General features: G+C 62.8%; 21 protein-coding genes. 11 read left to right on the top strand and 10 right to left on the bottom strand.

Annotation, left to right across the window (positions count from 1 at the left end):
* The first annotated feature begins 6 nt into the window (after nucleotides 1-6).
* The 7 genes from HU764_RS17430 (at nucleotide 7) to HU764_RS17400 (ending at nucleotide 5,617) form a co-directional block, all read left to right on the top strand.
* Nucleotides 7-1,200 (top strand): acetyl-CoA C-acyltransferase, encoded by a 1,194-nt coding sequence (locus tag HU764_RS17430; RefSeq protein WP_186682185.1) that lies wholly within the window; start codon nucleotides 7-9, stop codon nucleotides 1,198-1,200.
* A gap of 8 nt (nucleotides 1,201-1,208) precedes the next feature.
* The gene (locus tag HU764_RS17425) at nucleotides 1,209-2,336 is read left to right on the top strand and encodes an acyl-CoA dehydrogenase (protein WP_027596554.1); all 1,128 of its coding nucleotides are present in this window, start codon (nucleotides 1,209-1,211) and stop codon (nucleotides 2,334-2,336) included.
* Between the two features lie 13 nt (nucleotides 2,337-2,349).
* On the top strand, nucleotides 2,350-3,123 hold the full coding sequence (locus tag HU764_RS17420; protein ID WP_099429973.1) for an enoyl-CoA hydratase: 774 nt from the start codon (nucleotides 2,350-2,352) through the stop codon (nucleotides 3,121-3,123).
* A gap of 523 nt (nucleotides 3,124-3,646) precedes the next feature.
* Nucleotides 3,647-4,051, top strand: a complete 405-nt coding sequence (locus HU764_RS17415) for a TraR/DksA family transcriptional regulator (RefSeq protein ID WP_027596552.1) — start codon at nucleotides 3,647-3,649, stop codon at nucleotides 4,049-4,051.
* Between the two features lie 181 nt (nucleotides 4,052-4,232).
* Nucleotides 4,233-4,427, top strand: coding sequence for a hypothetical protein (locus HU764_RS17410; protein WP_186682183.1), 195 nt, complete (start codon nucleotides 4,233-4,235; stop codon nucleotides 4,425-4,427).
* Nucleotides 4,428-4,937: 510 nt separating this feature from the next.
* Nucleotides 4,938-5,408 (top strand): hypothetical protein, encoded by a 471-nt coding sequence (locus HU764_RS17405; protein WP_027596550.1) that lies wholly within the window; start codon nucleotides 4,938-4,940, stop codon nucleotides 5,406-5,408.
* A complete protein-coding gene (locus tag HU764_RS17400) occupies nucleotides 5,405-5,617 on the top strand; it encodes a hypothetical protein (protein ID WP_027596549.1) in 213 nt (70 codons plus the stop codon). The genes HU764_RS17405 and HU764_RS17400 overlap by 4 nt, the downstream gene beginning before the upstream one ends.
* 12 nt (nucleotides 5,618-5,629) lie before the next feature.
* On the opposite strand, the gene HU764_RS17395 is transcribed toward HU764_RS17400, so the two are convergent.
* The 7 genes from HU764_RS17395 to HU764_RS17365 form a co-directional block, all read right to left on the bottom strand.
* Nucleotides 5,630-5,995, bottom strand: a complete 366-nt coding sequence (locus HU764_RS17395) for a Na+/H+ antiporter subunit G (RefSeq protein ID WP_186682180.1) — start codon at nucleotides 5,993-5,995, stop codon at nucleotides 5,630-5,632.
* Nucleotides 5,992-6,270, bottom strand: a complete 279-nt coding sequence (locus HU764_RS17390; protein WP_003259015.1) for a K+/H+ antiporter subunit F — start codon at nucleotides 6,268-6,270, stop codon at nucleotides 5,992-5,994. Before HU764_RS17390 ends, HU764_RS17395 begins: the two co-directional genes overlap by 4 nt.
* Nucleotides 6,267-6,755, bottom strand: coding sequence for a Na+/H+ antiporter subunit E (locus HU764_RS17385; RefSeq protein ID WP_027596547.1), 489 nt, complete (start codon nucleotides 6,753-6,755; stop codon nucleotides 6,267-6,269). The genes HU764_RS17390 and HU764_RS17385 overlap by 4 nt, the downstream gene beginning before the upstream one ends.
* Nucleotides 6,752-8,431 carry a monovalent cation/H+ antiporter subunit D gene (locus HU764_RS17380; protein ID WP_186703837.1) on the bottom strand — a complete coding sequence of 560 codons (1,680 nt, stop codon included), beginning with the start codon at nucleotides 8,429-8,431 and terminating at the stop codon, nucleotides 6,752-6,754. Before HU764_RS17380 ends, HU764_RS17385 begins: the two co-directional genes overlap by 4 nt.
* Nucleotides 8,428-8,772, bottom strand: a complete 345-nt coding sequence (locus HU764_RS17375; protein ID WP_003250128.1) for a Na+/H+ antiporter subunit C — start codon at nucleotides 8,770-8,772, stop codon at nucleotides 8,428-8,430. The genes HU764_RS17380 and HU764_RS17375 overlap by 4 nt, the downstream gene beginning before the upstream one ends.
* Nucleotides 8,772-11,687, bottom strand: a complete 2,916-nt coding sequence (locus tag HU764_RS17370; protein WP_027596545.1) for a monovalent cation/H+ antiporter subunit A — start codon at nucleotides 11,685-11,687, stop codon at nucleotides 8,772-8,774. The genes HU764_RS17375 and HU764_RS17370 overlap by 1 nt, the downstream gene beginning before the upstream one ends.
* A 150-nt stretch (nucleotides 11,688-11,837) precedes the next feature.
* Nucleotides 11,838-12,788, bottom strand: a complete 951-nt coding sequence (locus HU764_RS17365) for a DMT family transporter (protein WP_186682177.1) — start codon at nucleotides 12,786-12,788, stop codon at nucleotides 11,838-11,840.
* Nucleotides 12,789-12,871: 83 nt separating this feature from the next.
* On the opposite strand from HU764_RS17365, the gene HU764_RS17360 reads away from it, so the two are divergent.
* Nucleotides 12,872-13,435, top strand: a complete 564-nt coding sequence (locus tag HU764_RS17360; RefSeq protein WP_099429969.1) for a helix-turn-helix domain-containing protein — start codon at nucleotides 12,872-12,874, stop codon at nucleotides 13,433-13,435.
* Between the two features lie 25 nt (nucleotides 13,436-13,460).
* On the opposite strand, the gene HU764_RS17355 is transcribed toward HU764_RS17360, so the two are convergent.
* Entirely contained in the window at nucleotides 13,461-14,009 is a 549-nt protein-coding gene (locus tag HU764_RS17355; RefSeq protein WP_186682175.1) for a cysteine hydrolase family protein, read from the bottom strand.
* Between the two features lie 82 nt (nucleotides 14,010-14,091).
* On the opposite strand from HU764_RS17355, the gene HU764_RS17350 reads away from it, so the two are divergent.
* Both HU764_RS17350 and HU764_RS17345 read left to right on the top strand, forming a co-directional pair.
* Nucleotides 14,092-15,075 carry a GlxA family transcriptional regulator gene (locus HU764_RS17350; protein ID WP_186703836.1) on the top strand — a complete coding sequence of 328 codons (984 nt, stop codon included), beginning with the start codon at nucleotides 14,092-14,094 and terminating at the stop codon, nucleotides 15,073-15,075.
* A gap of 107 nt (nucleotides 15,076-15,182) precedes the next feature.
* On the top strand, nucleotides 15,183-15,545 hold the full coding sequence (locus HU764_RS17345; protein WP_027596540.1) for an antibiotic biosynthesis monooxygenase: 363 nt from the start codon (nucleotides 15,183-15,185) through the stop codon (nucleotides 15,543-15,545).
* Here HU764_RS17345 and HU764_RS17340 read toward each other — a convergent pair.
* Nucleotides 15,542-16,312: an alpha/beta hydrolase family protein gene (locus HU764_RS17340; protein ID WP_186703835.1), complete on the bottom strand. Its 771-nt coding sequence runs from the start codon at nucleotides 16,310-16,312 to the stop codon at nucleotides 15,542-15,544. The genes HU764_RS17345 and HU764_RS17340 overlap by 4 nt on opposite strands.
* Nucleotides 16,296-17,408 (bottom strand): DUF3182 family protein, encoded by a 1,113-nt coding sequence (locus HU764_RS17335; RefSeq protein ID WP_186703834.1) that lies wholly within the window; start codon nucleotides 17,406-17,408, stop codon nucleotides 16,296-16,298. The genes HU764_RS17340 and HU764_RS17335 overlap by 17 nt, the downstream gene beginning before the upstream one ends.
* A 227-nt stretch (nucleotides 17,409-17,635) precedes the next feature.
* Here HU764_RS17335 and HU764_RS17330 point away from each other — a divergent pair, with 227 nt between their 5' ends.
* On the top strand, nucleotides 17,636-19,444 hold the full coding sequence (locus tag HU764_RS17330; RefSeq protein ID WP_186703833.1) for an aminopeptidase P family protein: 1,809 nt from the start codon (nucleotides 17,636-17,638) through the stop codon (nucleotides 19,442-19,444).
* The last annotated feature ends 21 nt before the right edge of the window (nucleotides 19,445-19,465 follow it).

Below are 19,465 nucleotides of genomic sequence, written 5' to 3'. Positions count from 1 at the left end.
ATGAACATGACCCTCGCCAACGACCCGATTGTCATCGTCAGCGCCGTGCGCACGCCCATGGGCGGCCTGCAGGGCGACCTCAAGAGCCTCACCGCACCGCAGCTGGGGGCCGCGGCGATCCGCGCCGCCGTCGAGCGCGCCGGCATCGAGGCCACCAGCGTCGAACAGGTACTGTTCGGTTGCGTGCTGCCGGCAGGCCTGGGCCAGGCCCCCGCGCGCCAGGCAGCGCTGGGCGCCGGCTTGGACAAACACACCACCTGCACCACCTTGAACAAGATGTGTGGTTCGGGCATGCAGGCCGCGATCATGGCCCATGACCTGCTGCTGGCCGGCAGCGCCGATGTGGTGGTGGCGGGTGGCATGGAGAGCATGACCAACGCGCCCTACCTGCTGGACAAGGCCCGGGGTGGATACCGCATGGGCCATGGCAAGATCATCGACCATATGTTCATGGATGGCCTCGAAGACGCCTACGACAAGGGCCGTTTGATGGGCACTTTCGCCGAGGATTGCGCCCAGGCTGGCGCTTTCAGCCGCGAAGCCCAGGATGCCTTTGCCATCAGCTCGCTGACCCGCGCCCAGGACGCGATCAAGCAGGGCCGTTTCAGCGCCGAGATCGTTCCGGTGGAAGTCACCGAGGGCAAAGAAAAACGCGTCATCACGGATGACGAGCAACCGCCCAAGGCGCGCCTGGACAAGATCCCGCAGCTTAAACCGGCCTTCCGTGAAGGCGGTACGGTGACGGCCGCCAACGCCAGTTCGATTTCCGACGGCGCTGCTGCGCTGGTGCTGATGCGCCGCAGCGAAGCCGAAAAGCGCGGCTTGAAACCTTTGGCCGTGATCCATGGCCATGCGGCCTTTGCCGATGCGCCCGCGCTGTTCCCCACCGCGCCGATCGGGGCCATCGACAAACTGATGAAACGCACCGGCTGGAACCTGGCCGAGGTGGACCTGTTCGAGATCAACGAAGCGTTTGCCGTGGTCACCCTGGCGGCCATGAAACACCTCGACCTGCCACACGACAAAGTCAATATCCATGGCGGTGCTTGCGCCTTGGGCCACCCGATCGGCGCCTCAGGCGCGCGCATCCTGGTGACCTTGCTGTCGGCCCTGCGCCAGAACAACCTGCGCCGTGGCGTGGCGGCCATCTGCATCGGCGGTGGCGAGGCCACGGCCATGGCCGTCGAATGCCTGTATTGAGGTGAACCATGTTGGTAACTGACGAGCAACAACAGATCGCCGACGCCGTGCGTGACTTTGCCCAGGAGCGCCTGCGGCCGTTTGCTGAGCAATGGGATAAGGCCCACCGCTTCCCGCGGGAAGCCATCGACGAGATGGCCGCCCTGGGCCTGTTCGGCATGCTGGTGCCGGAGCAGTACGGCGGCAGTGACACAGGGTATGTGGCGTACGCCATGGCCCTGGAAGAAATCGCCGCAGGCGATGGTGCCTGTTCGACCATCATGAGCGTGCACAACTCGGTGGGTTGCGTGCCCATCCTGAAATTCGGCACCGAGCAGCAGAAGCAGCAGTTTCTGGCGCCGCTGGCCAGCGGCGCGATGATCGGCGCCTTCGCGCTCACCGAGCCCCAGGCCGGCTCCGATGCCAGCAGCCTGAAGACCCGCGCACGCCTGGACGGCGACCACTACGTGCTCAACGGCAGCAAGCAGTTCATCACCTCCGGGCAAAACGCCGGCGTGGTCATCGTTTTCGCGGTCACCGACCCAGAGGCGGGCAAGCGTGGCATCACGGCGTTTATCGTGCCGACCGATTCGCCGGGCTACCAGGTTGCCAGGGTCGAGGACAAACTCGGCCAGCATGCCTCGGACACCTGCCAGATTGTTTTCGACAATGTGCGGGTGCCGGTCGCCAATCGCCTGGGTGAAGAGGGGCAGGGCTACAAGATCGCCCTGGCCAACCTTGAAGGGGGCCGTATCGGCATTGCGTCGCAGTCGGTCGGCATGGCTCGGGCAGCGTTCGAGGTGGCCCGCGACTATGCCAAGGAGCGGCAGAGCTTCGGCAAGCCGTTGATCGAGCACCAGGCCGTGGCCTTCCGCCTGGCCGACATGGCCACGCGCATTGCCGTGGCCAGGCAGATGGTGCTGCACGCCGCGGCCTTGCGTGATGCCGGGCGGCCGGCTTTGACGGAGGCGTCGATGGCCAAGCTGTTTGCCTCGGAAATGGCCGAAAAGGTCTGTTCGGACGCCTTGCAGACCCTGGGCGGTTATGGCTATCTGAGTGACTTCCCGCTGGAGCGGATCTACCGCGACGTTCGGGTCTGCCAGATTTACGAAGGCACCAGCGACATTCAGCGCATGGTCATTGCGCGCAATCTTTGAAGGAGCAGTCTGCATGGCATTCGAAACCATCCTGTTGGACATCCACGGCAAGGTCGGCCTGATCACCCTCAACCGGCCGCAGGCGCTCAATGCGCTCAATGCGCAGATCGTCGGCGAGATCAACCAGGCCCTGGACCAGCTCGAGCGTGACCCGAACATCGGCTGCGTGGTTCTGACCGGCTCGGCCAAGGCCTTTGCCGCAGGTGCCGATATCAAGGAAATGGCCGACCTCCAATACCCTCAGATCTACGTCGACGACCTGTTCAGTGACGCAGACCGAATTGCCAATCGGCGCAAACCGATCATTGCGGCGGTGTCCGGGTTTGCCCTGGGCGGCGGGTGTGAGCTGGCGATGATGTGCGACTTCATTCTGGCAGCGGACAATGCCCGGTTCGGCCAGCCTGAGATCAACCTTGGGGTGTTGCCGGGCATGGGCGGCACCCAGCGGCTGACCCGCGCGGTGGGCAAGGCCAAGGCCATGGAACTGTGCCTGACAGGGCGCTTGATGGGCGCCGAGGAGGCCGAACGTGCGGGGCTGGTGGCGCGCGTGGTGCCGCAGGCTGAGCTGGTCGAAGAAGCCTTGAAGGTGGCGGCGACCATCGCCAGCAAGTCGATCCCGGTGAGCATGATGGTCAAGGAAAGTGTCAACCGGGCCTTTGAAGTGACCCTGAGTGAGGGGGTGCGTTTCGAGCGTCGGGTGTTCCATGCGGCCTTTGCCACTGAAGACCAGAAGGAAGGCATGAGCGCTTTTATCGCCAAGCGCGAGGCACAGTTCAAGGATCGTTGAACCTGGCTGTAGGGTATGGCGTGAGGTGGGTGGCGTCTGGGAGATCGAGCGCCGCCCGCGCGGCGCATCGCGAGCAACGCTCGCTCCTACGTTTGTTTCGGGCCAATTATTTCTGGGGCATTGGCGCGCGTCCCCTTGGTGCACGCCTCAACACTGAGCCGTACAAACAAGGCGGTCGCGCGCGCTGGCACAGGCGTCACTGGCCCTAAACAAACGTAGGAGCGAGCGTTGCTCGCGATGCGCCGCGCGGGCGGCGCTCGATCTCATGGGCTATGCATAACCCAAGGCAGGCGCCCATCAGCCCAGACGCGCCTGTACCGCCTGCCACCCGAGCACCGACCAGCGGATTCTGGTCAATCGAATCAAATTCGCCTCCGATTGCAGTTGCTCCACGCGACGTGGCGCCTTAGACTGCCGCCCCCTGTAAAAGAGTGCCGGTTGGCGCTTGAAGAATTCCGCTGCTGATGCACTGGCGTCGGCGGCACCCGAATCGCCCAAATGCACATTTTTCATAGAGAAATCGATGACCAAGGAACAGTTGCTGGCCATGTCGGCCGATGACTACATGAACGCTGATCAGCTCGCCTTCTTCACTGGCCTGCTGCAGTCGATGAAAGTCGAAACCCATGAGCGCATCGAGTTGAGCCGTGCCACCATCGAGGGCCTGGACACTCCGTCGGACCCTGCTGACGTGGCTTCGGTAGAAGAAGAGCGTAGCTGGTTGGTCAATGCCATCGACCGCGACCAGCGTTTGCTGCCACAGCTTGAAATGGCGCTGGACCGTATCGCTGACGAGAGCTTCGGCTGGTGCGATGACAGTGGTGAGCCGATTGGCCTGAAGCGTTTGCTGATCAGCCCGACCACCAAGTACTGCATCGAAGCCCAGGAACGCCACGAGCAGCTCGACCGCCACCAGCGCCAGGTCTGATCGCGCGCAGTGCGTGAAGCCCCACGGAGCAATCCCTGGGGCTTTTTGCGTTTGTGCGTGATATGCCCGGATTTGTTGCCTGTGGCGTAACACTGCTGTACCGAGATGCGCTGTTTCCTCCGTGCAGGCAGGCGTATCATGGCTTTATCGTTAGGGTGCTAATTAAATTCCGGAGGGGATGATGAATAGCCGTGTCGATGTAGCCGTGATGATTGGCTCGGGGGTACCTGCCACCCTGCAGGCGCTGGGCAAGCGTATTTGTTGGGTGGTGCTGGTCAATGGCGAGCGCCGTGGTACGGCGTTCGCCACCCGTGACGAGGCGCTGGAATGCCAGTCGGCCTGGATGCAGCAACTCAAAAAAGGCCTGGCCGCCTGACGGCCGTCATTGTTCCAGATGGCGTGCCAGCTCACACGCGTCCTGATGCCGGCAGCGAAACCCCTTGACCCTGCCCGTGGCGCTTTCGGTGACATGAAAGAAGCGGACACCAGCGGGTATGACAACGTAGCGTGGCGCTGCATGAGTGCTGGCGATGTAAGAAATGTTCTTTGCCTCTCGACGGATTTCGGTGTTTTCGTGCATATTCCTTCCCCAGTAATGCGCTGATGGATTTCAGAGCCCGTTCTGTCGAGCGCTCTGCAACTACCTATCGCATCTTTTCTGGCGGGTTTGTTGTCAGGCATTACGCTTCCCACGTGGGGAATTTGCCGAAAACCTGCACTTAGGCCATATCTGGCAAGCCAGAGTAAAGATTCCTGCAGGCTACAGTGCCAGCGGATACAGACATCAGCGCATCGCTTTATTACTCTTTTCGCCTATCGATATGTAATGGCCGTGCCTCACTGAGCGTGTGTGGGGGCGGGATGTAACCGATTGAGGATCACTTCATTGGCAGTCAGCACACTTGATACTCACGCCTTGTTCGCCTTGGGCGATTTGCGCGGTAAATTGGCCCAGCTGTTCCAGGGCCGCTTTGTTTATGTCACCGAACAAAGTCCTGAAGGCCTGTACATGGCCGAAATCGACACCGAAAGCGCATTGGTGGTCGATGACAAACAGCGTCTGGAGCTGAAGGTTGGCGATCACTTCCGCGCTGCGGTATTGCCCAGCCGCGAGGGTGGCAAGCTGGAAATGCGCTTTCGAGACATCAAGTTCAATGTCTACGGTGTTGGCGACTACGCCTTTGTTTCCGTGCCTGAAGGCGAGGGCGTCGTGTTGCGCGAAGGCAATGGCGTGATGCTGGTCTTTGCCGCGCAACAGCAAGTGCAGGAAGGGCTGGGTAAGCTGCTCAAGGCAGTGACTGGCAAAGTCGCGAAGTGGCGCAAGGGTGAGCTGACCACATTCAAGGCCAGTGAATGACCGAGCGCGACAACGCGCCTGTGTCGCGTGCCGAGTTTCATCACCAGCACCAGGCGGATGCGCTGGCGCAAGCCGAACGGCTGTTGGCCCAGCGTGAAGCGCTGCAAGGCGCTTGGCTGAACTGGGTGGCAGGCGAGCTCTATCGACTCAGCCCGCCACCGTATGCCGCCATGGTGCGGCGTGAGTTGCAGCGCCTCAGCCAGGGGTGAGGCTGCAACCGGTCAATGGCCACGGTCGCTGCCGCTACTGACTTCTTCAGGTACCGCCTCTTTGGACATCCGCTTGCGAAACAGGGCAGCCCTGGCCAGCAAGAGCGTGGTGACCGGCACCGTGATCGACAACAGAATCGGGATCAGCCAGGCGTGCAGAACGGGCCCTTCTTTAAGCCACGAAAAGTAGATGATCGAGGCCAGGGCAACACACCATGCGCCAATGGTGGAGGCTAGAGCGGGTGGGTGCATGCGCTGAAAGTAATCCTTCATGCGCACCAGGCCCACGGCACCGATCAGGGCGAACAGGCTGCCGATCAGCAGCAGCGCAGCGGTGACCAGTTCAAGCCAGAAGGGCAGTTGTAGCGCTTCGGTCATTCGATCACCTCACCACGTAGCAGGAACTTGGCCAGGGCGAACGAGCCGACAAAGCCGAACAGTGCAATCAGCAGGGCACCTTCGAAGTAGGTGTCGCTGGCATAACGGATCCCTAGCACCAGCATCGTCAGCATGGCCAGGATGTACAGGTAGTCCAGTGCCAGCACCCGGTCCTGGGCGGACGGGCCGCGGAACAGCCGGATCAGTGCCAGGGCCATGGCCAGGGCAAAGATGAACAGGCTGGCGAGTACAGCGTTGGCGAGCAGGCCTGTCATTGGAAAATCTCCATCAGCGGGCGTTCGTAGGTGTGCTTGAAATGCTCGATGAAGGCGGCTTCATCCTCAAGGTCGAACACATGCAGCAACAGCACGCTGCGGTCCAGCGCCAGTTCGGACCAGACCGTGCCAGGTACCACCGTGGTGATCATTGACAGGGCAGCCAAGCCATGGGCATCGCGCAAGGCCAGCGGAATGTGCACGAATGCCGAGCGCGGCGGCTGCTTGCCCGCACGCAGAACGCCACGGGCCACCAGCAGGTTGGACACGATCACATCCAGGCCGACCCGGCCAATCAACTTGGCAATCACCCAAGGCCGCTGCACATGGGCGTGCTGAGGGCGTAGGGGGGCCATCAACAGTGGCGCAAAAATGCCGAGGATGGCACCCAGCAGCAGGTTGCCGGCGCTGACGGACAGGTTCAGCAGCAACCACAGGCCGAATAGCGAGACCGACAGCAGTGGGGCGGGAAACAGGCGCTTCATGGCAGTACCTCCACGTCGAGGGAGGTCGGGCCGGGGATTGGCCGAGCGGCCATCACCGCTTTGATGTAGGTATCGGGTGCCTGCAGGCTGGCCGCTGTGTCCTGGGTGTAGCGCAGCAGCGGCTCGGCCTTGAGGCTGAGGATGATGCACAGGCCCAGCAGGATGACGATTGGCAGGCATTCATAACGACGCAGCAGCGGCGAGGGGCGCTCTTCGGGCTTCCAGAAACGTTGGATGCCCACGCGGCCGAAGGCGATCAACGACGCCATGCCGGACAGCACCAGCAGTGCCACCAGGCACCAACCTGCCGCTGTCAGCGGTTGCTCCGGCGCTATACCCAGCCCCAGCGGGTTGAACAGCGCGTTGATCAGGTTGAGTTTGCCGACGAAGCCCGACAGTGGTGGCATGCCGATGATCAGCAGCGCGCAGGCGATGAAGCTTAGGCCGAGGAAGGCCATGGTCCAGGGGATGATCTGGCCGATCACCACCTTTTGTTCGTCATCGAGGTTGATGCCCTTGGGTGGGTGCAGCGACTCCAGGGGCGAAGGCATGGCATCTTCTTCGTCATCCAGCGGCGCTTCATTGGCTGAACGCGAGCGCTCGACCAGTTCGGCGAGCAGGAACAACGCGCACAACGCCAGGGTCGAGTTGACCAGGTAGAACAAGGCCGCACCCGTTAACGCCGGCTGAGCAAAGCCAACGGCCGCGAGCAGGGTGCCGGCGGACACCAGGATGCTCAGGGCAGCCATGCGTTCCAGGCGCTGTGCGGCCAGTATCGAGACCGCGGCCACAGCCAGTGTGACCAGCCCCCCGTACACCAGCCACTGGCCGCCAAACTGCGCGGAGGCGCCGGCCTGCCCGGAGAAGAGCAGCGTCCACAGGCGCAGCACGGCATACAGGCCGACCTTGGTCATGATCGCGAACAGCGCGGCAACCGGTGCGCTGGCCGAAGCGTAGGCCGGCACCAGCCAGAAATTCAGCGGCCAGATACCGGCCTTGGCCAGAAACGCCATGGCGAGGATTGCGGCGCCCGCATGCAGCAGGCCTCGGTCGGCCTCTGGCACCAGCGGGATCTTCAGCGCAAGGTCGGCCATGTTCAGGGTGCCTGTCACGCCATAGAGCATCGCCGCGCCCACCAGGAACAACGACGAAGCGAACAGGTTGATGGCGATATAGTGCAGGCCCGCCTTGACCCTGGCACGCCCCGAGCCATGCAGCAGCAAACCGTAGGATGCGGCCAGCAGCACCTCGAAGAACACGAACAGGTTGAACAGGTCGGCGGTCAGGAAGGCACCGTACAGCCCCATCAGCTGGATTTGGAACAGCGCGTGGAAGCTGGCGCCGGCACTGTCCCAGCGGGCCCGGGCAAACAGCAGGGCGCTGAAGCCGATGATGCCGGTCAGGGTCAGCAGCAAGGCAGACAGGTGGTCCACCACCAGCACGATGCCAAACGGTGCAGGCCAGTTGCCCGGCAGGTAGACACCGATCGATTCGGCTTGACCCTGGGTACGGACCCACAGCAGCAGGCTGACCGCGATGGCCAGGCCCGCGAAGGTGGACAGCAGGTTAAGCCGCGCCTTGATGCGCCGGTGTTTCTCGCCCAACAACAGCATGATCGCCGCCGTGATGAGGGGCAGCAGGATGGGCGCGACGATCAGTTGACTCATACCACTCATTCGTCACGCTCCCGGCCATCGACGTGGTCGGTACCGGTCAAGCCGCGCGAGGCCAGCAGCACGACCAGAAACAGCGCGGTCATGGCGAAGCTGATGACGATGGCAGTCAGCACCAACGCCTGCGGGAGCGGGTCGGTGTAGTGCAGCAAGTCTTGAGTGACGCCGTCCTTGATGATCGGTTCCTTGCCGATGAACAGGCTGCCCATGCTGAAGATGAACAGGTTGACCCCGTACGACAACAGGCACAGGCCCATGATCACCTGGTAGGTCCGTGGGCGCAGGATCAACCACACCCCGGAGGCGGCCAGTACACCGATGGCGACTGCAATGACTTCTTCCATCAGGCGGCTCCTGCTTGGCTGGATTTCGACGGGTTGCCCGGGCGGTAGGCGCGCACCGATTGGTGCGCCAGGGCAGTGAGGATCAGCAGGGTCGAGCCGACCACCACGGTGTACACGCCGACGTCGAAGAACAGCGCGCTGGCCACATGCACATCACCCAGCACAGGCAGGTGCAAGTGGGCGGTGTGCGTGGTCAGGAAGGGGTAGCCGAGCAGCATGGCGCCTACCCCGGTCAGGGTCGCGCAGAGCAGGCCAGTGCCCATCCAGCGCAGTGGGCGTAGGCTCATCTGCGCTTCGACCCACTGGGTACCGGCGACCATGTACTGCAGGATGAACGCCACCGACATCACCAGGCCTGCGACAAAGCCGCCGCCCGGCTGGTTGTGGCCGCGCATGAACAGGTACATCGATACCAGCAGGGCGATCGGCAGCAACAGCCGCACCAGCACCGCGGGCACCATCATGAAGCCCAGCGCGGTGTCCGTAGCGTGGCGCGGGTTGATCAGGTCAGTGACCACGTCGGGCGCCAGCTGGCGTTGCTGGGCGGGCAGCTGCATGCTCTCTTTGGGTGGGCGGAAGCGTCGCAGCAGGGCGAATACGGTCAGGGCCACGGCGACCAGCACGGTGATTTCACCGAGGGTGTCGAAGCCACGGAAATCGACCAGCATCACATTGACCACATTGGTGCCGCCGCCCTGGGGCAGGGCGCGGCTCAGGTAGAACGAAGAAATGTCGTTGGGGGTCGGCCGGGTCAGCATGGCATAGGACAGAACCGCCATGCCGCCGCCCACCAGCACTGCCAGCAACAGGTCGCGCAGGCGACGCATGCGGGCGCGTTCCAGGCTGCCGGGCAGCGGCGAAACGCCCTCGATACGGCGCGGCAGCCAGCGCAAGCCGAGCAGGATCAGCACGGTGGTGACCACTTCCACAACCAGTTGAGTCAGGGCCAGGTCGGGCGCCGAGAACCAGACGAAGGTGATGCAGGTCATCAGGCCGCAGACACTGACCATGATCAAGGCGGCCAGGCGGTGATACTTGGCTTGGTAGGCGGCGCCGATGGCGCAGGCGATGGCGATCAGCCAGAGTGCGACGAATACACCGGAGCCCGGGATTTTCGGGCGCTCGCCCCAGGTCAGGCCGCTGTAGAGCATGGGCGTGAGGCCGGCCAGAAACGCCGCCAGCACCAGCATGAACAACTGCGATTGCAGGCGGCGCGTGGTCAGCAGGTTTTCGATTCGCCGGGCCAGCAGCATCAGGTGGACCTGGCCATGCTCGAACAGGCGCTTGCCATTGAAGCGCTCGATCAGCGGCGGATAAGGGAAGCGCCCCAGGCGCAACTGCTTGCGCAGCAGCAGGTACAGCACGATCCCGCCGCTCATGGCGATCAGGCTCATGATCAAGGGTGCATTCCAGCCGTGCCAGATGGCCAGGCTGTATTCCGGTAACGTACCGCCCACCACCGGCAGGGCTGCCGCCGCCAGCAGCGGGCCTACTGACTGCGCGGGGAAAATACCGACCACCAGGCAGGTGAGCACCAGCAACTCGACCGGCGCACGCATCCAGCGCGGCGGTTCGTGGGGGGTATGGGGCAGGTCTTGGGCGGGTGGCCCGAAGAACACATCGACCGTGAAGCGCAGGGCGTAGGCCACGCTGAATGTACCGGCCAGGGTGGCGATTACCGGCAGGGCGGTTTCGACCCAGGCGGTGGAGCTGATGAATACCGTTTCGGCGAAGAACATCTCTTTGGACAGGAAACCGTTCATCAGCGGCACGCCGGCCATCGAAGCGCTGGCTACCATGGCCAGGGTCGCAGTGTAGGGCACCAGGCGGATCAGGCCGCTAAGCCGTCGGATATCGCGTGTGCCGCTCTCGTGGTCGATGATGCCGGCGGCCATGAACAACGAGGCCTTGAAGGTGGCATGGTTGAGAATATGGAACACCGCGGCGACCGCTGCCAGCGGGCTGTTGAGGCCCAGCAGCAGGGTGATCAGGCCCAAGTGGCTGATGGTGGAGTAAGCCAGCAGGCCCTTGAGGTCGTTCTGGAACATCGCGGCGAAGGCGCCGAGCAGCAACGTGATGGCGCCGGCGCCGCCGACGATCCAGAACCACTCCTCGCTGCCTGACAGCACAGGCCAAAGCCGCGCCAGCAGGAACACCCCGGCCTTGACCATGGTTGCCGAATGCAGATAGGCCGAGACCGGCGTGGGTGCTGCCATCGCGTGGGGCAGCCAGAACTGGAAGGGGAACTGCGCACTCTTGCTCAAGGCGCCAATCAGGATCAAAGGCAGCAGCACCGGGTACAGCGCGTGCTGGCGGATGAGGTCGCCGGCAGCCAGGACCTTGTCCAGGTCGTAGCTGCCGACCACATGGCCCAGTAGTAGCGCCCCGACCAGCAAGCACAGGCCGCCGGCACCGGTGACCATCAGCGCCATGTAGGCGCCGCGGCGGGCGTCGGCGCGGTGGTGCCAATAGCCGATCAGCAGGAACGAGAACAGGCTGGTCAGCTCCCAGAAGAACACCAGCTGGATCAGGTTGCCGGAGATCACCAGGCCCAGCATGGCGCCCATGAACGCGAGGAAGAAGGCGAAGAAGCGCGGTACCGGATCCTGCGGCGACATGTAGTAGCGGGCGTACAGCGACACCAGTGTGCCGATGCCCAGTACCAGCAGCGAGAACAGCCAGGCGAAGCCGTCCATGCGCAATACAAGGTTCAACCCCAGGCTGGGCAGCCAGAGGAATTCCTCGCGAATCACGCCACCGTGGGCAACTTGGGGGTACAGCAGTGCTACCTGGACCGTACCGACCAAGGCGACAAGCCCGGCGAGTATGGACTCGGCGTTTCGTGCGTTGTGCGGCAGCACGGCTGCCAGGCAACTGCCCACGAACGGCAGAAGCAATAGCACTATCAAGGACATAGCGTTCTATTCTGGAGAGGTTTGCCAAGGATCATACGTGCCGAGCAGTTGATCACCAACACGCAAGCTGTCGCAGAATCGTACAAATACGGTGTTACAAGGTATTTTTTTATAACAGTTTTTTACAAAGCATAGCTGGAGTTGGCCGGTTTACAGGCCTGTTTGGTGCTCGGCTTCATCCTGCGCTTCGCGCGTTGTGGCGCTTTCGCGGGGGCGGCGCACCTTCAGTTCACTGACCACCACGGCGATCACGATCAGCAGCCCGCCAATCAACGCCACACCGGGCAGACGCTCGCCGGCGATGCGCCCAACGATCCCGGCCCACACAGGCTCGCCCGCATAGATCAGCGTGGCGCGGGTGGGTGAAACCGACTTTTGTGCCCAGTTCATGGCCAGCTGGATCACTGCGCTCATGGCGCCGAGCCCCACCGCACTCATCACCAGCAGCCAGGAAAAGTCCGGTAGGCGCTCCTGGGTCGGCACGATCATCAGAAATGACAGCAACGACGCGGTAGCCAGCTGCACCACGGTCACGCGGCGCACATCGACCTGGCCGGCATAGCGGCTGATCAGGATGATCTCGCCGGCGATGGCGATGGCGCTGACCAGGGTCACCATCTCGCCTTCGCTGAAGTGCAAGCTGCCGCCTTCCGGCCCTGCCAGCAGCATCAGGCCAAGGAATGCCAGGCAGATGCCGAGGCTTGGCATCAGGCCGGGGCGACGGCCAAGCACCAGCCATTGCAACAACGGCACGAAGGGCACATACAGCGCGGTGATGAATGCGGACTGGCTGCTGCTGATGGTTTGCAGGCCCATGGTCTGCAAGCCGTAGCCGAGCATGATCGAGACGCCGATCAGTACGCCCGCCTTGAGTTCGGTAAAGGTCAGCCCCGACAGCGCGCGCGCCGAGATCGCGCCAACGAACAACGCCGCCGCAGCAAAGCGCAGGCCGACGAAGAACATCGGGCCGCTGACCGTCATCACGTTATGCACCAGCAAGAAGGTGCCACCCCACAGCATGGTGATGAATACCAGCATCAGTTCGGCTTTGCTCAGGCGCAAAGAAACGCGTGTATAGGGCTTGCAGGTGGGTTGGTTCATGGTCTTGCGCACTCGGAGGGGGCGGCGCACAATCTGCGCCAAGTGGGCAGTATACTGCGCAGTCACGATCAGCGAGCAATACAGTGCACAAAAATTCCACGCACCGGGCATCGGTGTTACAGCATGTTAGCCTCAACGTACGCAGCCTGCGTCACGCAGCGGGTATGAGCCAGTCTGCCTTGGCCGAGCGTTCTGGCGTCAGCCGACGAATGCTGGTGGCGATCGAGGCGGGTGAGAAGAATGTCAGCCTTACTACGCTCGATTTGATCGCCGAGGCCTTGGGGGTGGCGTTCAGTACGTTGATCCAGGCGCCCGAGCGGCGCGACCCCAGCCGCATCGACGAACTGGCCTGGGCCGGTGAGCATCCGCAAAGCAAGGCAGTGCTGCTGGGTAGCAGCACCGCCCGGCGTGAGGTCGAACTCTGGGAGTGGACCCTGGCACCGGGCGAGTGCTATGTCAGCGAGGCCGATGCCGATGGCTGGAGCGAGCAGATCTACGTGGCCGAAGGGCAGCTCACATTAGTCATCGAGCAGGCCGAGTATTGCCTGCAGGTTGGCCAGTTTCATGTCTTCCCTAGCAACTGCCGCTACGCCTACCGCAACGATGGCGCCGTGGCGGTGCGCTTTGTGCGAAATGTGGTGATCTGACACTCGCTTTAAAGGCAAGGCGCGATCATTTGCCGAGCAGCTCATCGGTCTTCACCACCTTGGCGTAGGCAAACGCCAGGGCCGCCATTGCCGAGTCGTGTACATGGGCCGCCGGCACCTGTTTGCCATCGAACTCCAGCGGCAAGGTCGCGCAGGCGTCGTGAGCCACAGTCACGTCGTAGCCATAATCGGCGGCGGCGCGGGTCGCTGCATCGATGCACATGTGGCTCATGCTGCCGACGATGGTCAGTGCCTCGATCCCTTGCTGGTCCAGCGTGTGCTTGAGGTCGGTACCGAGAAACGCATTGACCTTGTGCTTGAGCACCACCGGCTCGCCCGCCTTGGGTTGCACCTTGGCGTGGATGGCCGCGCCGGGGGAGCCCGGTGCGAAGAACGGCGCATCGGCACTTTCGAACTCATGCCGCACATGCACCACCAGGTCGCCCCGCTCACGCGCGGCTGCCAACAGCCGGGCGGCGTTGTCGGCTGCCTGGTCTGCGCCGTCGAGGGCCCATTTGCCACCGGGGAAATAGTCGTTCTGGATGTCGATGATGATCAGTGCTTGCTTGCTCATGTTGCCTCCTGCGGCAGTGGTCGTTGGATGACGATAGTTATAGGCTGTGCGCTTCGACCTGAGGATTGGCACGACCGACACAATGAGGGCAAAAACTGACAACCCTGCGCGCCTGGACATCGGCCTGCTGCTTTACCCAGGGGCGCAGCGTGCGGCCGTGCATGGCCTGACCGACCTGTTCACGGTGGCCAACCGAGTTGCCGCCGAGTTGGGCGCTGTCGAGCTGCCGCAGATCCGCGTCAGCCACTGGCAGGTCGATGAAGCGGGGTTGTTGCAGTGGGTTGAGGATAGTGGCTCTGAGGCGGCCACGGCGCTGAGGGTGATGATCATTCCGCCAAGCCTGGACTCGGCGCCACACGCTGAGCTGCTTGCGCGCCATCGCCTGCCCTTGAATCAGCTCCACGGGCGCGGCACGGTGCTGGCGTCGGTGTGCATCGGCGTGTTTTTCATCGCGGCCAGTGGGCTGCTCGACGGGCGCCCGGCCTGTACCCACTGGAACTACGTGCAAGCGCTTGCACAGCGTTTTCCCCTGGTGCAGGTGGAGGCGAACCAGCCGCTGCTGGACGACGGTGACATCATGACGTCGGCCGGGCTGATGGCCTGGACCGAGCTGGGCTTGCGCCTGCTGGAGCGGTTCATGGGGGCGACGGTGGCGCGCGAGACGGCTCGCTACCTGGCTGTCGAGCCCGTGGCGGCGCCGTTGCCGGGGGCATTGTTCAACCCCCGCCTGGACCATGGCGATGAGGCAGTGCTCAAAGTGCAGCACTGGTTACAGGGCAATGGTGGACAGGATGCCGACCTGGCCGCCATGGCCGCTTGTGCAGGCCTTGAGGAGCGGACCTTTCTGCGGCGCTTTCGGGCTGCCACCGGTTTACGCCCGACCGAGTATTGCCAGCAAGTACGGGTTGGGCGCGCCTGTCGGTTGCTGGAATTTACCCGGCGCAATGTCGAACAAATCGCCTGGGGTGTGGGTTATCAGGACCCCGGCGCTTTTCGCAAAGTGTTTCAGCGCATCACCGGTTTGACGCCCAGTGAATATCGACGACGCTTTGCGGTTTCAGGTTGAACCAGCGACCGCTCGTGCGGCAGCAAAAAACACTTGACCTTGACTTAACTTGAGGTTTTACCCTGCTCACCATCACGCCATTGGCGTCCGGAGCAAGGAGACTTTTCATGACGGCAACGCCTCATTCTCTGTGGTTTACCCAGATGATCGAATACGAAGTGCCTGCGCTGCAGCAAGTGGCGTTGGCCCAGGCCTTGGTGGTGCGCAGCGAAGCGTTGGCCGCAGGTTGTGAGGGCTTGCAGGGCGTGAGCATCCAGGCCAGTGACGATGGCAGCCGGGTTCTCCAGTACCTGCAGTGGCAATCGCGCCAGGCATGGGCCGCGGCCGCCGACCATTTCGTTGAAGAACCCTTTCTCGACCTGCTGTGCCAGCATCAGGCGCGGGGCGTCAACTTCGCGGCCTACCAGACATTGCGCAGCCTGGTCCGCAATGCCGACGGTGGCCTGCACTGCCAGGTCGGTGAGCCTTAGGCATACCAGGGCGCGTAGTGTGGGTAGCGGTCCAGGCGTGCGCCAATGACCATCTCGCTGATCCACGACGCAAGAATCGAGCTGTAGGCTTTCTGGCTTTCTTCGCTGGACAAGGCGTGGTCGGCACCGTCGACGATGCGGTGGGTCAGCGAATGAGCGCTGATGAATGCCGAGCGATAGCTCATCAGTGTGCTGTGGGGTACATAGTCATCATGCTCGGACTCCACCAGTAACACATCGCCGCCGAATTCGGCGCACGCGGCCAGTGCGCGATTGTCCGCCGGGCCAAGCTGGCGCTGGCGGTAGGCGTTCAGCCGCTGCCGATCAAGGGTTTGCTTGGGGGTGTCCCACTCATCGTCCCAGTACAGGGCAGGCACCCGCATTGCCAGCCACCGTACTGGCCGCAACCGCGTCAACAAGGTGGCCAGGTAACCGCCATAGCTGCTGCCAATGATGGCGATGGAATTGCTGTCCACGCTGGGGTGACCGACCAGGCGGTCGTAGGCTGCCAGCAGGTCGTTGAGGTTCTGTTCGCGGCTGACGGTCAGGCGTTGGCTTTCGGTCTTTTCGTGCCCGCGCAAGTCGAAGGTCATGCACACGCACCCCAGCCCGGTAATGTGTCGGGCGCGGGCCAGGTCGCGTTGCTGGCTACCGCCCCAGCCGTGGACGAAGAGTATGCCGGGCATCTTGCTGCCAGGGCTGACCAGGGTGCCGACGATGCTGTCATTCTCGACGTGCAGCTCAATGGTCTCACTCTGAATGCTCATGTTCGCGGATCCGCGCAAATTTGCTGAGTTGTCCGAGTTCACTGTCGATTCCTTGGTAGAAGAGAGTGGCGTCAGTGGGCAGGTCGGGCGTGCCGAACACTTCATGGGTCGAAGCACGCACCCGCTGCAGTGTCGGCTCAGCAGCGAAGGCCTGCAGGGCCAGCAGTTCTGCACTGCTGGCACCGCCCAGACGCCAGGATTGTTCAAGCACGCCGCTGCGTACATGGCCTTGGGCGTTGGTGCCGCGGGCAATGTCGTAGTTACGTCTTGACGCCACGAAGCCTGGGAAGTGCTGCTCCGCGGCACGTTCGTAGACCATGGCCTGGTTGATCGCCAGGCGCAGGTGGTCTTCCAACGGCAGTTGCAGCAACGCCTGGTAGTCACCGCGCACCACGAGTAGATCAGAGCCGCCATAGACCTCTGTGCCTTGGTGGTCGTGCGTCAGTTGCTGAGTGCCGTGGTAGCTACAGGTCAGGCCGGCGACACGCACTTGGCCAACACTGAAGGTCTGCACCTCGCTCAGGTCTTCTTCGAGCACTAACCCCCAGACGGCCAGGTCTTGGTCGTCCATGTCGGCCAGTAACGGCTCCAGCGCATCCAGTGTGTCGATGACCTGCTGCCCCCGCCCGGCACAGGCCAGTACTGGCTTGATCCGTAGCGGGCCATCGAGCAGGAGCAAGCGTGCGGCATTGCGAGCGTCGGCCTTGCTGAATACGGTATAGCCACGCAACAGCGCATCACTGGCCTGAAGGGCGAAGGCGTCGGTCCAGCCTGGGGGGAAGCTGGCGGCGGCCGGCAGCGGGTGGGAAATCGCCTTGGTCGCCATATAAGGAAAAGCGACCAGCCCGCCGAACAGGTCCTGTTCGGTGCGGATACCCAAGGCTGCCTGGCGCTGCGGGTCGATCAGCGTTTCGGTCGGCAGGTAGTAGTAGCGGTCGCTGGGCGTGGAGGGCGGGTCGAGATACACGTGTGCGCAACCCAACAGTTGCGCCAGGCCATCGGCAAGCTTGAGGTGTACAGCATGTTCATGGTCAGGCGTGTGCTGGCGGGTGTCGAGCAGCACAACGGCGGTTTTCGCGTCACCGGCAGCGGGCATAGGGGGTGGCCTGTCTGCAATGAATGTACTTGGTGTGAAGCCGTGGTTTTTGGGAAGTTCAGCAGGATGTGATCGGTGGTCCTGGTTCTGCTGTAGGAAATGTCCTGATTGCTGAGGGCGTGATGGGCAATGCATGCCGCAGGCCGGTCGCAGTGATTGCAGGGTAGGGGTGGCTGTACCATTATCGATGGTCTGAAATCAGTAGAGATGTTTTCGCAGGAGTGCGCATGAACGTTCAGACCACGATAGAGCAAGCTGTGCCGGAGCGCCTGGCGCGGGTGCGTCAGGCCATGGCCGCAGAGGGGGTCGATGCGCTGCTGGTGCCCTCGGCCGACCCTCATCTTTCCGAGTACCTGCCTGGTTTCTGGCAGGGGCGTCAATGGCTGTCCGGTTTCCAAGGGTCGGTCGGCACGCTGGTGGTCACGGCGGGGTTTGCCGGGCTCTGGGTTGACAGCCGCTATTGGGAGCAGGCCGAGCACGAGCTGGCAGGCAGCGGCATCGAGTTGATGAAGCTGCTGCCAGGCAAGCCGGGCGCGCTGGAATGGCTGGGTGAGCATGTCGAGCCACAGGGTGTCGTGGCAGTGGACGGTGCTGTCATGGCCTTGGCGTCGGCGCGTTTGCTGAGCGAGCGTCTGAAGGCCCGGGATGTGCGGCTGGTCACGGACAAGGACGTGCTTGGCAAGGTTTGGGAGGGGCGCCCGTCGCTGCCGAGCAACCCGGTCTACCAACACTTGCCGCCGCATGCCTCGCAGAACCGGGCAGACAAACTCGCTCAGTTGCGTGAGACCTTGAAGGCCAAGGGCGCTGACTGGCATTTCATCGCCACCCTGGATGATATCGCCTGGCTCTTCAATCTGCGTGGCAGCGATGTGTCCTACAACCCAGTCTTTGTTTCCTTTGCCCTGATCAGTCAGCAGCAGGCGACGGTGTTCGTTGGCCACGAAAAGGTCGATGATCATCTGCGCCATGTGTTGTCGGTTGATGGCATTGAGGTGCGTGACTATGCCGAAATCGGTCAGGCCCTGGGCGCCGTGCCTTCAGGCAGTCGCCTGTTGGTCGACCCGGCGCGGGTCACCTGCGGTTTGCTGGAAAACCTGGCCTCAGGCGTTGAGCTGGTCGAGGGGGTCAACCCCACCACGCTGAGCAAGTCGTGCAAGGGTGAGGATGATCTTGTGCATATTCGCCGGGCCATGGAGCAGGACGGCGCCGCCTTGTGCGAATTTTTCGCCTGGTTCGAGGCGTCTCTGGGCCATGAGGTCATTACCGAGCTGACGGTCGATGAGCGATTGAGCGCCGCCCGTGCTCGCCGTCCAGACTTCGTGTCGTTGAGTTTCTCGACCATTGCCGCCTTTAATGGCAATGGCGCGATGCCTCATTACCGCGCCACCGAGCAGTCGCATGCCATCATCGAAGGTGACGGTTTGCTGCTGATCGATTCCGGGGGGCAGTACCTGGGGGGGACCACCGACATTACCCGGATGGTGCCGGTGGGTAATCCTACGCTTGAGCAGAAGCAGGATTGCACGCGTGTGCTCAAGGGCATGATTGCGCTATCGCGCGCCACCTTCCCCCGCGGGATCCTCTCGCCGCTGCTCGATGCCATTGCCCGGGCACCGATCTGGGCCGATCAGGTGGACTATGGCCACGGTACCGGCCATGGCGTGGGTTACTTCATGAACGTCCACGAAGGGCCGCAGGTGATTGCCTATCAGGCGGCGCCTACGCCACAGACGGCCATGCAGGCGGGCATGATCAGTTCGATCGAGCCGGGTACTTACCGGCCGCGTGAGTGGGGCGTACGCATTGAGAACCTGGTGGTTAGCCGGGAAGCGGGCAAGAGTGTGTTCGGCGATTTCCTGAACTTCGAGACCTTGACGCTTTGCCCGATCGACACGCGCTGCCTGTTGCCCGAGCTGCTTGCCAAGGAAGAGTTGGCGTGGCTGAACCGTTACCACGCGACGGTGCATGAGCGTCTTGCGCCGCTGTTGAAGGGCGAGGCCCTGGCATGGCTGCAGGCGCGTACCGCGCCGCTGTGATGGCAAATAAACAAGGGGCAG

Source organism: Pseudomonas kermanshahensis (assembly GCF_014269205.2).
Lineage (GTDB): Bacteria > Pseudomonadota > Gammaproteobacteria > Pseudomonadales > Pseudomonadaceae > Aquipseudomonas > Aquipseudomonas kermanshahensis.
This window is presented reverse-complemented; position numbering and strand designations above follow the sequence as displayed.

Coding starts and splice junctions, on each gene's coding strand:
- HU764_RS17430 (WP_186682185.1), top strand. CDS start 7: ATGACCCTCGCCAACGACCCGATTGTCATCGTCAGCGCCGTGCGCACG.
- HU764_RS17425 (WP_027596554.1), top strand. CDS start 1,209: ATGTTGGTAACTGACGAGCAACAACAGATCGCCGACGCCGTGCGTGAC.
- HU764_RS17420 (WP_099429973.1), top strand. CDS start 2,350: ATGGCATTCGAAACCATCCTGTTGGACATCCACGGCAAGGTCGGCCTG.
- HU764_RS17415 (WP_027596552.1), top strand. CDS start 3,647: ATGACCAAGGAACAGTTGCTGGCCATGTCGGCCGATGACTACATGAAC.
- HU764_RS17410 (WP_186682183.1), top strand. CDS start 4,233: ATGAATAGCCGTGTCGATGTAGCCGTGATGATTGGCTCGGGGGTACCT.
- HU764_RS17400 (WP_027596549.1), top strand. CDS start 5,405: ATGACCGAGCGCGACAACGCGCCTGTGTCGCGTGCCGAGTTTCATCAC.
- HU764_RS17395 (WP_186682180.1), bottom strand. CDS start 5,995: ATGACCGAAGCGCTACAACTGCCCTTCTGGCTTGAACTGGTCACCGCT.
- HU764_RS17390 (WP_003259015.1), bottom strand. CDS start 6,270: ATGACAGGCCTGCTCGCCAACGCTGTACTCGCCAGCCTGTTCATCTTT.
- HU764_RS17385 (WP_027596547.1), bottom strand. CDS start 6,755: ATGAAGCGCCTGTTTCCCGCCCCACTGCTGTCGGTCTCGCTATTCGGC.
- HU764_RS17380 (WP_186703837.1), bottom strand. CDS start 8,431: ATGAGTGGTATGAGTCAACTGATCGTCGCGCCCATCCTGCTGCCCCTC.
- HU764_RS17375 (WP_003250128.1), bottom strand. CDS start 8,772: ATGGAAGAAGTCATTGCAGTCGCCATCGGTGTACTGGCCGCCTCCGGG.
- HU764_RS17370 (WP_027596545.1), bottom strand. CDS start 11,687: ATGTCCTTGATAGTGCTATTGCTTCTGCCGTTCGTGGGCAGTTGCCTG.
- HU764_RS17365 (WP_186682177.1), bottom strand. CDS start 12,788: ATGAACCAACCCACCTGCAAGCCCTATACACGCGTTTCTTTGCGCCTG.
- HU764_RS17355 (WP_186682175.1), bottom strand. CDS start 14,009: ATGAGCAAGCAAGCACTGATCATCATCGACATCCAGAACGACTATTTC.
- HU764_RS17350 (WP_186703836.1), top strand. CDS start 14,092: ATGAGGGCAAAAACTGACAACCCTGCGCGCCTGGACATCGGCCTGCTG.
- HU764_RS17345 (WP_027596540.1), top strand. CDS start 15,183: ATGACGGCAACGCCTCATTCTCTGTGGTTTACCCAGATGATCGAATAC.
- HU764_RS17340 (WP_186703835.1), bottom strand. CDS start 16,312: ATGAGCATTCAGAGTGAGACCATTGAGCTGCACGTCGAGAATGACAGC.
- HU764_RS17335 (WP_186703834.1), bottom strand. CDS start 17,408: ATGCCCGCTGCCGGTGACGCGAAAACCGCCGTTGTGCTGCTCGACACC.
- HU764_RS17330 (WP_186703833.1), top strand. CDS start 17,636: ATGAACGTTCAGACCACGATAGAGCAAGCTGTGCCGGAGCGCCTGGCG.